We start from the raw sequence: 9359 nt of genomic DNA on the forward strand, positions 1-9359 counted from the left end.
CACGGTCACCGTTTGCTCTTGATGAGGGTGCCAAGGCCTTGCAGGTACGCGACCAGGGCGTCCATCTCGGTCTTGCCCTTGACCGCGTCGGCGGCGCCGGCGATGTCTTCATCGGTGTAGGGGGTGCCCAGGGTGCGCAGCACTTCCATCTTCTTGGCAGTGTCCTTGCCGTCGAGCTTGTGCTCGACCAGCCACGGGTAGGACGGCATCTTCGACTCAGGCACCACGTTGCGCGGGTTGTACAGGTGGGCGCGGTGCCAGTCGTCCGAGTAGCGGCCGCCGACCCGGGCCAGGTCCGGGCCGGTACGCTTGGAGCCCCACAGGAACGGGTGGTCCCACACGCTCTCGCCGGCCACCGAGTAGTGGCCGTAGCGCTCGGTCTCGGCACGGAACGGCCGGATCATCTGCGAGTGGCAGCCCACGCAGCCTTCGCGGATGTAGATGTCGCGGCCTTCGAGCTCCAGCGCGGTACGCGGCTTCATGCCCTCGACCGGCTTGTTGGTGACGTCCTGGAAGAACAGCGGGACGATCTGGGTGAGGCCACCGACGCTGACGGCGATGACCATGAAGAAGGCCATCAGGCCAATGTTCTTCTCGACTGCTTCATGCTTCATCAGTGGGCTCCCACGACGACGATCTTGGCGGCTTCCTCAGCCTGAACCGGGTTGGCGGCGCGCACGGTACGCAGCACGTTGTAGGCCATCAGCAGCATGCCGGAGGCGAAGAACGCACCGCCCAGGGCGCGGACGATGAAGCCCGGGTGGCTGGCCTGCAGGGCTTCGACGAAGGAGTAGGTGAGGGTGCCGTCGTCGTTGATGGCGCGCCACATCAGGCCCTGGGTGATGCCGTTGACCCACATCGAGGCGATGTACAGCACGGTGCCGATGGTGGCCAGCCAGAAGTGTGCGTTGATCAGGCCGACGCTGTGCATCTGATCGCGGCCGTAGAGTTTCGGGATCATGTGGTAGACCGCGCCGATCGAAATCATCGCCACCCAGCCGAGGGCGCCGGCGTGGACGTGGCCGATGGTCCAGTCGGTGTAGTGCGACAGCGAGTTGACCGTCTTGATGGCCATCATCGGGCCTTCGAAGGTGGACATGCCGTAGAACGCCAGCGAGACGACCAGGAAGCGCAGGATCGGGTCGGTGCGCAGCTTATGCCAGGCGCCCGAGAGGGTCATCATGCCGTTGATCATGCCGCCCCAGCTCGGCGCCAGGAGGATGATCGACATCACCATGCCCAGCGACTGCGCCCAGTCCGGCAGCGCGGTGTAGTGCAGGTGGTGGGGACCTGCCCAGATGTACAAGGTGATCAGCGCCCAGAAGTGCACGATCGACAGGCGATAGGAGTAGATCGGGCGTTCGGCCTGCTTGGGCACGAAGTAGTACATCATCCCGAGGAAGCCGGTGGTGAGGAAGAAGCCCACGGCGTTGTGCCCGTACCACCACTGGATCATCGCGTCGGTGGCGCCGGCGTAGGCCGAGTAGGACTTGAACAGGCTCACCGGCAGGGAGATGTGGTTGACGATGTGCAGCATCGCGGTGACCACGATGAACGCGCCGTAGAACCAGTTGCCGACATAGATGTGCTTGGTCTTGCGCTTGACGATGGTGCCGAAGAACACCAGGGCATAGGTGACCCAGACGATGGCCAGCAGGATCGCCAGCGGCCACTCGAGCTCGGCGTACTCCTTGGTGGTGGTGAAGCCCATCGGCAGGGTGATCAGCGCGCCGACGATCACCGCCTGCCAACCCCAGAAGGTGAAGGCGGCCATGCTGTCGGAGATCAGCCGGGTCTGGCAGGTGCGCTGCACCACGTAGTAGCTGGTGCCGAACAGGGCACAGCCACCGAAGGCGAAGATCACCAGGTTGGTGTGCAGTGGGCGCAGGCGGCCGAAGCTCGTCCATGGCAGGTCCAGGTTGAGCTGGGGCCATACCAGTTGCGAGGCGATGAAGACGCCGAGCCCCATGCCAAGGATCCCCCAGACCACCGTCATGATGGCGAACTGGCGGACGACCTTATAGTTATAAGCAGTCGGACTGATTGCAGTGCTCATTCTAAGGTTCCACGGTTTGGGTGTTCTTGTTGGTTGGTAAATCGGCGCCAGTATCGATAACCACCAGGGTTATGGCAACGCAAGGAAACCTGCGCCGACCCGTGTCCAGACCCTTTTCACCGCCGTCCCGCGGCTTCTGGGCTGGATGATTGTACACAAATAAATATTTGTAATGTGTACCGTTTTCCATGTTTTTCTGATCGTTCGGTCAAGCTTTTTAAACGGGGACGGGCACGCAAGGCGTCATCCCAAAGCCGCAGGCTCGTGAGCGTGGAGTCGATGCGTGATGTCAGGCTGTGCACCACGTCTGTTCCGGTCGCTGCGAGCGGAGCCACTGTGGCAACAAGCTTAGTTGTGTTCGGAGGGGGTGCAAGGCGGGAGGGGAGAGGGGGAGGTCTGTAGGAGATCACCAAACCCTTTGGGGCTGCACTCTCGCGCAGGGAGCGGAGTTGCAGGCTTTTACAGCGTGGGAGCGGGCTTGCCCCGCGATGGCGTCGGCCCGGGCGATGAGGTCGTCAGGTCTGGCGCCATCGCGGGGCAAGCCCGCTCCCACGAGTGTTACTTGGCAGTCACTGTTTCAGTGGCCTGCTCCTGCGACAGGCTGTACACATAGGCCGCCAGCAGGTGGACCTTGTCGTTGCCCTGGATGTCGTGCTGCGCCGGCATCTGGCCCTGACGGCCATAACGGATGGTCTGCTGCAGCTGGGCGAAGCTCGAGCCGTAGATGAACGCCTGCGGATGGGTCAGGTTCGGCGCGCCCATGGCCGGGGTGCCCTTGCCTTCGGGCCCGTGGCAGGCCACGCAGTTGGTGGCGAACAGCTCCTTGCCCTTGGCCGGGTCGGCCTTGGCATCAGCCGGCAGGGTGCGACCGTCGAGATTGGTCAGCACGAACGCGGCCACATCGGCCACGCCCTGCTCGCCGATCACCGTGGACCAGCCCGGCATGATGCCGTGGCGGCCGTTCATGATCGAGGCCTTGATGGTCTCCGGCTCGCCGCCCCAGCGCCAGTCGCTGTCGGTCAGGTTGGGGAAGCCGTAGGAGCCCTTGGCGTCGGAGCCGTGGCACACCGAGCAGTTGGAGGCGAACAGCCGGCTGCCCATCTTCAGTGCCTGCGGGTCCTTGGCCACTTCCTCCACCGGCATGGCGGCATACTTGGCGAAGATCGGGCCGAACTTGGCGTCGGCCTTGTCCATCTCTTTCTGCCACTCGTCCACCTGGGTCCAGCCATTCTCGTAGCCGGGCAGGATGCCTTTCCAGTTGCCCAGGCCCGGGTAGAGGATCAGGTAGCCGACCGAGAACACCAGGGTGCCGACGAACAGCCAGAACCACCATTTCGGCAGCGGGTTGTCGTACTCCTCGATGCCATCGAAGCTGTGGCCCATGGTCTGGTCGGTGGTGTCGCTGCTCTGGCCCTTGCGGGTGGCGAGCAGCAGCCAGGTCAGGCCGATCAGGCTGCCGAGGGTCAGTACGCTGATGTACGTACTCCAGAAGGTGGTCATTGCCGGGTACTCCTCATTGCAGCAGGTTCCTGCCCGGCGGGGGGCAGGCGGTCGTCGACGAAGGGCAGCAGGCGCGCTTCGGCGAAATCACGGTCGCGGCGACGGTTGAACACCCAGAGCGAGAGGCCGATGAAGGCGATCATCACCACCAGGGTGCCCAGGCCACGGATCATGCCGATGTCGATGTCCATCGCACTCACCTCTTGTTCTTGATCGCGGTGCCGAGCACCTGCAGGTAGGCGACCAGCGCGTCCATCTCGGTCTTGCCCTTGACCGCGTCCTTGGCGCCGGCGATGTCGTCGTCGCTGTACGGCACGCCGAGGCCGCGCAGGACGCGCATCTTGACGTCGGTGTGGCTGTTGTCGACCTGCGCGGCCACCAGCCATGGGTACGACGGCATCTTCGATTCCGGTACCACGTTGCGCGGGTTGTACAGGTGCGCGCGGTGCCAGTCATCCGAGTAGCGGCCGCCGACCCGGGCCAGGTCCGGACCGGTACGCTTGGAACCCCACAGGAACGGGTGGTCCCACACGCTCTCGCCGGCCACCGAGTAGTGGCCGTAGCGCTCGGTCTCGGCACGGAACGGCCGGACCATCTGCGAGTGGCAGCCCACGCAGCCTTCGCGGATGTAGATGTCGCGGCCTTCGAGCTGCAGGGCGGTGTAGGGCTTCATGCCCTCGACCGGCTTGTTGGTGACGTCCTGGAAGAACAGCGGGACGATCTGGGTCAGGCCGCCGATGCTGACGGCGAACACCATCAGCAGGGCCATCAGGCCTATGTTTTTCTCAACGACTTCATGGTTCATCAGGCTCTACTCCTCAAGCCAGCTGGGCGTTGGCGGTGGCTTGCTCGGCGGCCGGGGCGCGCACGGTGCGCCAGGTGTTCCAGGCCATCAGGAACATGCCGCTGAGGAAGATCACGCCGCCGACGAAGCGCACGACGAAGCCTGGGTGGCTGGCCACCAGGGTTTCGACGAACGAGTAGGTCAGCGTGCCGTCGCTGTTGACCGCGCGCCACATCAGGCCCTGGGCGATGCCGTTGACCCACATCGAGGCGATGTAGAGCACGGTGCCGATGGTGGCCAGCCAGAAGTGCGCGTTGATCAGCCCGAGGCTGTACATGCGTTCCTTGCCGAACACTTTCGGGATGGTGTGGTACAGCGCGCCGATGGAGATCATCGCCACCCAGCCGAGGGCGCCGGCGTGGACGTGGCCGATGGTCCAGTCGGTGTAGTGGGACAGGGCGTTGACCGTCTTGATGGCCATCATCGGGCCTTCGAAGGTGGACATGCCGTAGAACGCCAGGGAGACGACCAGGAAGCGCAGGATCGGGTCGCTGCGCAGCTTATGCCAGGCGCCCGAGAGGGTCATCATGCCGTTGATCATGCCACCCCAGCTTGGCGCCAGCAGGATCAGCGACATGATCATGCCCAGCGACTGCGCCCAGTCCGGCAGCGCGGTGTAGTGCAGGTGGTGCGGGCCGGCCCAGATGTACAGGGTGATCAGTGCCCAGAAGTGGACGATCGACAGGCGATACGAATACACCGGGCGCTCGGCCTGCTTGGGCACGTAGTAGTACATCATCCCCAGGAAGCCGGCGGTGAGGAAGAAGCCCACGGCGTTGTGGCCGTACCACCACTGCACCATGGCATCGGTCGCACCGGCGTACAGCGAGTAGGACTTGGTCAGGCTGACCGGAACTTCCAGGTTGTTGACGATGTGCAGGATCGCCACGGTGAGGATGAAGGCGCCGAAGAACCAGTTGCCCACGTAGATGTGCTTGGTATTGCGCTTCATCAGCGTGCCGAAGAACACCACGGCATAGGCCACCCAGACGATGGTGATCAGGATGTCGATCGGCCATTCCAGTTCGGCGTATTCCTTGGTGCTGGTGTAGCCCAGCGGCAGGCTGATCGCCGCCAGCAGGATCACCAGTTGCCAGCCCCAGAAGGTGAACGCGGCCAGGCGTGGCGCGAACAGGGTGGTCTGGCAGGTGCGTTGCACCGAATAATAGGAGGTGGCGAACAGGGCACAGCCGCCGAAGGCGAAGATCACCGCGTTGGTGTGCAAGGGTCGCAGGCGGCCGAAGCTGGTCCACGGCAGGTCGAGGTTGAAGGCGGGCCAGGCGAGCTGGGCGGCAATGAAGACGCCGAGCCCCATCCCGACGATGCCCCACACCACCGTCATGATGGCGAATTGGCGGACCACCTGATAGTTGTAGGCGGTACTGCTGGTTGTGTTCATGTATGGGTTCCCATCCACGGTTATAGGCAGGCTAAACAGCGAGGCAAGCATGATTAATGGGCAAAGTGCCGGTATTGACGGGGATCAATGGGCGAAGATCGCAAATGTCCCAGGCTTGCGCTGCGATCCTTCGAAAATGGCGGAGGATCGCGGCATTTCCAGCTGCCTGATCCTGGCCCATGGCGCCGGTGCGCCAATGGACAGCGGGTTCATGGAGGACATGGCGCAAAGGCTGGCGGGGCAAGGGGTAGGGGTGGTGCGCTTCGAGTTCCCGTACATGGCCGAGCGGCGCCTGAACGGCGGCAAGCGGCCGCCCAATCCGCAGAAGGTGTTGCTCGAATGCTGGCGGACTGTATACGACCAGCTGCGACCATTGGTCGCAGGTCGGTTGGCCGTTGGCGGCAAGTCCATGGGCGGGCGCATGGCCAGCCTGCTGGCGGACGAACTGGGCGCCGATGCGCTGGTGTGCCTGGGGTATCCGTTCTATGCGGTGGGCAAGCCTGAGAAGCCACGGGTGGAGCACCTGGCCGGGCTGCGCACGCGCACGCTGATCGTGCAGGGCGAGCGGGATGCCCTGGGCAATCGTGAGGCGGTGGCGGGGTATGCGCTATCGCCGGCGATCGAGGTGAGCTGGCTGGTGGCGGCGGATCATGACCTCAAGCCGTTGAAGGCGTCGGGGTTCAGTCATGAGCAGCACATGCAGGCGGCGGCGGAGCGGGTGGCGGCTTTCCTGAAAGATTGATGCAGGTTTCTTCGCGGGTAAACCCGCTCCCACAGGGACGGTGCAATCCTTGAACCCTGTGGGAGCGGGTTTACCCGCGAAGAGGCCGGTGCAGGCCGGCGCTCAGTCGCGATACTCGCACAGATAGGCGGTATCCACGGCGACCTTCAGCTGGAACTTGCTGTCGGCCGGCACGTTGAACTGGCTGCCGGCGTCGAACTTCTCCCAGTTGTCGCTGCCCGGCAGCTTGACGCTCAGGGCGCCGGAGACCACGTGCATGATCTCGCGCTTGGCGGTGCCGAACTCGTATTCGCCCGGGGCCATCACGCCCACGGTAGCCGGACCTTCCTTGCCTTCGAAGGCGATCGACTTGACGGTGCCATCGAAGTATTCATTGACCTTGAACATCGGGCGACTCCTGAAAAAGGACTGAAAAAAGGGCTGGCCAGTATGCCCAAGGCCCGCCCTTGCGTCATCTGTTTCAGGTGCTGCCCGGCGGCAGGCTCAGGGGCAGCAGGCGCGCGGTGTTGCGGGCGTCTTCCAGGGCCCGGTGCTGTTGCCCGGTAAACTGCAGGCCGGCCAGTTGCAGGGCACTGTTCAGGCCCGCCGGGCGCTGCAGGTGGCGGGCCTTGGCGAAGCGCTGCTTGAGGTTGATGTGCGGCAGTTGCTCCAGCAGGCTACGCACATGATGTGCCTGCCACTCCTGCAGCAGTTGCTTGCGGTCGTAGTCGCCCCAGCTGACCCAGGCCTGCAACTGCGCCTGGTGATGGCCCAGCCAGCGTTCGAACGCGGCCCAGACCTCGGGGAAGGGCGCGGCGGCATCGACCTCGGCCTGGCCGATGTGGGTCAGCTCGCGACAGAAGGGGGTCAGCTGCGGCCGCCGCCGAGGCCGCACGAAGCGCTGGAAGTGGTCGACCTCGCGCCCGTCGCGGGTGACCAGGCTTGCGCCGATTTCAATGATTTCCATCTCCGTGACCGGCCAGCCGCCGTCGTCGGTGGTGGCTTCCAGGTCGATCACCAACCAGTGGCCCATGCCAGGCTCCCTATCAATGCAAAAAAGCCTGCGCGCTCGCCGCGGCGCGTGCGCAGGCCAGTAGAGCGTAGCCAAACTCGAGGCCCACGACATCCCCTGGCACTTTGGCATATTCGGCGGTTGTGCCTGTGCGGGAAAACGCCTAGCTTAGGTGCATTCAGGCCTTTACCCGTGATGAGTGCCCCGACTTGATTCCACTGCCCAATGCCAAGCTGTCGTCCTCCCTGTTGCTGCTCGCGACGGTTTTGCTGAGTGCCGGGGCGCAGGCCGAGGTGGTGCGGGAAGTGAAGATCGGAGCGGCGCATTTCCCACCCTACACCGTGCGTCCGGAGCAGGGGGCCGATACCGGTCTGCTGCCGCAACTGGTGGAGTCGCTGAACCGCTCGCAGTCCTTGTACCGTTTCGTCCTGGTACCCACCTCGATTCCCCGGCGCTTCGGCGATTTCCAGCAGGGCCGCACCGACATGGCGATCTTCGAGAATCCGCAGTGGGGCTGGCAGGAGATCGAGCACAAGGCGGTGGACATGGGGCTGGAGGATGCCGAGATCTTCGTCAGTCGCCAGCAGGCCGGGCGTGACCAGCATTACTTCGACGACCTCGAGGGCAAGCGCCTGGCGCTGTTCAATGGCTATCACTACGCCTTTGCCGATTTCAACTCGGACCCGGCCTGGTTGAAGAAGCGCTACCGTGCGACGCTGACTTATTCCCACGACAGCAACTTGAACATGGTCGAGCGTGGGCGTGCCGACATCGCCCTGGTCACCCGCTCGTACCTGAGCGACTTCCTCCAGCGCAACCCGGACAGCGCCGGCCAGTTGCTGGCCTCGCAACGGGTCGACCAGGTCTATCATCACTACGCGCTGCTGCGCCCGGGTGCGGCCATCAGCCCCGAGGCTTTCGCCAGCCTGTTGCGCCAGTTGCGGGAGAATGGCGAGCTGCTGCGCATCTTCCAACCCTACAAGATCACCGTCGAAGCGCCGCACGACTAAAGTTCGGCGAAGTTGCTGCGTATTCAGTAATGAGCGTGCAGGATTCTGCAGTGCCCTAGGCAAACGCGTGCCACTGTGGGAGCGGCTTTAGCCGCGAACACCGGCGCAGCCGGTGCCAGGCACGGCGTTGGATTCTTCGCGGGTAAACCCGCTCCCACAGGGCCAAGCTGAATCAATGGAGAGCAGCTCAGCGCAGGCGGCTGCTCTTGCGGCAATGGATCAGCGCATCGCGGATCATGAAGTTGACCAGCGTCGGCGATACGCCCAGCTCCTTGGCGATGTCCTTCTGCGGCACGCCGTGCAGGCGGTACATCTCGAAGGCGTAGCGGGTGCGCTTGGGCAGCTCGTCGAGGGCGTCGGCGATGTGTTCCAGGGTGGCGAGATTGATGTGGGTGGCTTCGGGCGAGGCATTCTGGATGACCACATTCATCCCTTCCTCTTCGCTGCCGGTGTATTTCAGCTCCATGGCCTGCTTGCGGTAGTGATCGATGGCCAGGTTGCGCACGATCTGGAACAGGTAGCTGAGCTGGGCCTTGAAGGAAGAGGTGATCTGCGGGGCGGCGCTGAGCCTGAAGAAGGCGTCCTGCACCACATCCTCGGCGCGGGAGCGGCAACCGGTGATGCGCGCGGCGATCTTTACCAGGATGCTGCGGTTGTCGACGAATGCCTGGAGTAATGGTGAATCGCACTTACTTGTGGATAGTTGTTCCGCCATGGAAATCACCTTGTCTCGAAGAGGAGTGGGAGCGCACCCCTGGGGGAGGCTTCCTACGACGTGCGACAAACTATGCGTAATGATAATGATTGTCAAATACGA

The 9359-nt window shown here is 63.7% G+C and carries 11 protein-coding genes; 2 read left to right on the plus strand and 9 right to left on the minus strand.

From position 1 onward, the window contains the following. Positions 1–5: 5 nt before the first annotated feature. The 6 genes from ccoO (K2O50_RS08365) to ccoN (K2O50_RS08390) form a co-directional block, all read right to left on the minus strand. Entirely contained in the window at positions 6–614 is a 609-nt protein-coding gene (gene ccoO, locus K2O50_RS08365; protein WP_023631369.1) for a cytochrome-c oxidase, cbb3-type subunit II, read from the minus strand. Beyond that, positions 614–2056, minus strand: a complete 1443-nt coding sequence (ccoN, locus tag K2O50_RS08370; protein ID WP_050706572.1) for a cytochrome-c oxidase, cbb3-type subunit I — start codon at positions 2054–2056, stop codon at positions 614–616. The genes ccoO (K2O50_RS08365) and ccoN (K2O50_RS08370) overlap by 1 nt, the downstream gene beginning before the upstream one ends. A 558-nt stretch (positions 2057–2614) precedes the next feature. After that, positions 2615–3556 (minus strand): cytochrome-c oxidase, cbb3-type subunit III, encoded by a 942-nt coding sequence (ccoP, locus tag K2O50_RS08375; RefSeq protein ID WP_050706571.1) that lies wholly within the window; start codon positions 3554–3556, stop codon positions 2615–2617. Further along, positions 3553–3747 (minus strand): cbb3-type cytochrome c oxidase subunit 3, encoded by a 195-nt coding sequence (locus K2O50_RS08380; protein WP_011533056.1) that lies wholly within the window; start codon positions 3745–3747, stop codon positions 3553–3555. The genes ccoP and K2O50_RS08380 overlap by 4 nt, the downstream gene beginning before the upstream one ends. A gap of 5 nt (positions 3748–3752) precedes the next feature. After that, the gene (gene ccoO, locus K2O50_RS08385; protein ID WP_028692880.1) at positions 3753–4361 is read right to left on the minus strand and encodes a cytochrome-c oxidase, cbb3-type subunit II; all 609 of its coding nucleotides are present in this window, start codon (positions 4359–4361) and stop codon (positions 3753–3755) included. Between the two features lie 13 nt (positions 4362–4374). Continuing rightward, complete coding sequence (gene ccoN / locus K2O50_RS08390) at positions 4375–5799, minus strand: cytochrome-c oxidase, cbb3-type subunit I (RefSeq protein WP_050706570.1); 1425 nt, start codon at positions 5797–5799, stop codon at positions 4375–4377. A gap of 49 nt (positions 5800–5848) precedes the next feature. On the opposite strand from ccoN (K2O50_RS08390), the gene K2O50_RS08395 reads away from it, so the two are divergent. Beyond that, positions 5849–6541, plus strand: a complete 693-nt coding sequence (locus K2O50_RS08395) for an alpha/beta family hydrolase (RefSeq protein ID WP_331832701.1) — start codon at positions 5849–5851, stop codon at positions 6539–6541. Positions 6542–6643: 102 nt separating this feature from the next. On the opposite strand, the gene K2O50_RS08400 is transcribed toward K2O50_RS08395, so the two are convergent. Both K2O50_RS08400 and K2O50_RS08405 read right to left on the minus strand, forming a co-directional pair. Further along, on the minus strand, positions 6644–6928 hold the full coding sequence (locus K2O50_RS08400) for a pyrimidine/purine nucleoside phosphorylase (RefSeq protein WP_050706568.1): 285 nt from the start codon (positions 6926–6928) through the stop codon (positions 6644–6646). A gap of 73 nt (positions 6929–7001) precedes the next feature. Then, positions 7002–7553: an exonuclease domain-containing protein gene (locus tag K2O50_RS08405; protein ID WP_050706567.1), complete on the minus strand. Its 552-nt coding sequence runs from the start codon at positions 7551–7553 to the stop codon at positions 7002–7004. Between the two features lie 188 nt (positions 7554–7741). Here K2O50_RS08405 and K2O50_RS08410 point away from each other — a divergent pair, with 188 nt between their 5' ends. Beyond that, on the plus strand, positions 7742–8542 hold the full coding sequence (locus tag K2O50_RS08410) for an ABC transporter substrate-binding protein (protein WP_050706566.1): 801 nt from the start codon (positions 7742–7744) through the stop codon (positions 8540–8542). Positions 8543–8729: 187 nt separating this feature from the next. Here K2O50_RS08410 and K2O50_RS08415 read toward each other — a convergent pair whose 3' ends face one another. Then, positions 8730–9257, minus strand: coding sequence for an RNA polymerase factor sigma-70 (locus K2O50_RS08415; RefSeq protein ID WP_050706565.1), 528 nt, complete (start codon positions 9255–9257; stop codon positions 8730–8732). Between the last annotated feature and the right edge of the window lie 102 nt (positions 9258–9359).

The sequence above is a fragment of the Pseudomonas sp. 2hn genome (assembly GCF_019646095.1).
GTDB lineage: Bacteria > Pseudomonadota > Gammaproteobacteria > Pseudomonadales > Pseudomonadaceae > Aquipseudomonas > Aquipseudomonas peradeniyensis.

Bases quoted from the DNA above. Each gene is read 5' to 3' on its own strand.
- ccoP (WP_050706571.1), bottom strand. From the start codon at position 3,556: ATGACCACCTTCTGGAGTACGTACATCAGCGTACTGACCCTCGGCAGC.
- K2O50_RS08405 (WP_050706567.1), bottom strand. From the start codon at position 7,553: ATGGGCCACTGGTTGGTGATCGACCTGGAAGCCACCACCGACGACGGC.
- ccoN (WP_050706572.1), bottom strand. From the start codon at position 2,056: ATGAGCACTGCAATCAGTCCGACTGCTTATAACTATAAGGTCGTCCGC.
- K2O50_RS08400 (WP_050706568.1), bottom strand. From the start codon at position 6,928: ATGTTCAAGGTCAATGAATACTTCGATGGCACCGTCAAGTCGATCGCC.
- K2O50_RS08415 (WP_050706565.1), bottom strand. From the start codon at position 9,257: ATGGCGGAACAACTATCCACAAGTAAGTGCGATTCACCATTACTCCAG.
- K2O50_RS08395 (WP_331832701.1), top strand. From the start codon at position 5,849: ATGATTAATGGGCAAAGTGCCGGTATTGACGGGGATCAATGGGCGAAG.
- ccoO (WP_023631369.1), bottom strand. From the start codon at position 614: ATGAAGCATGAAGCAGTCGAGAAGAACATTGGCCTGATGGCCTTCTTC.
- ccoO (WP_028692880.1), bottom strand. From the start codon at position 4,361: ATGAACCATGAAGTCGTTGAGAAAAACATAGGCCTGATGGCCCTGCTG.
- ccoN (WP_050706570.1), bottom strand. From the start codon at position 5,799: ATGAACACAACCAGCAGTACCGCCTACAACTATCAGGTGGTCCGCCAA.
- K2O50_RS08380 (WP_011533056.1), bottom strand. From the start codon at position 3,747: ATGGACATCGACATCGGCATGATCCGTGGCCTGGGCACCCTGGTGGTG.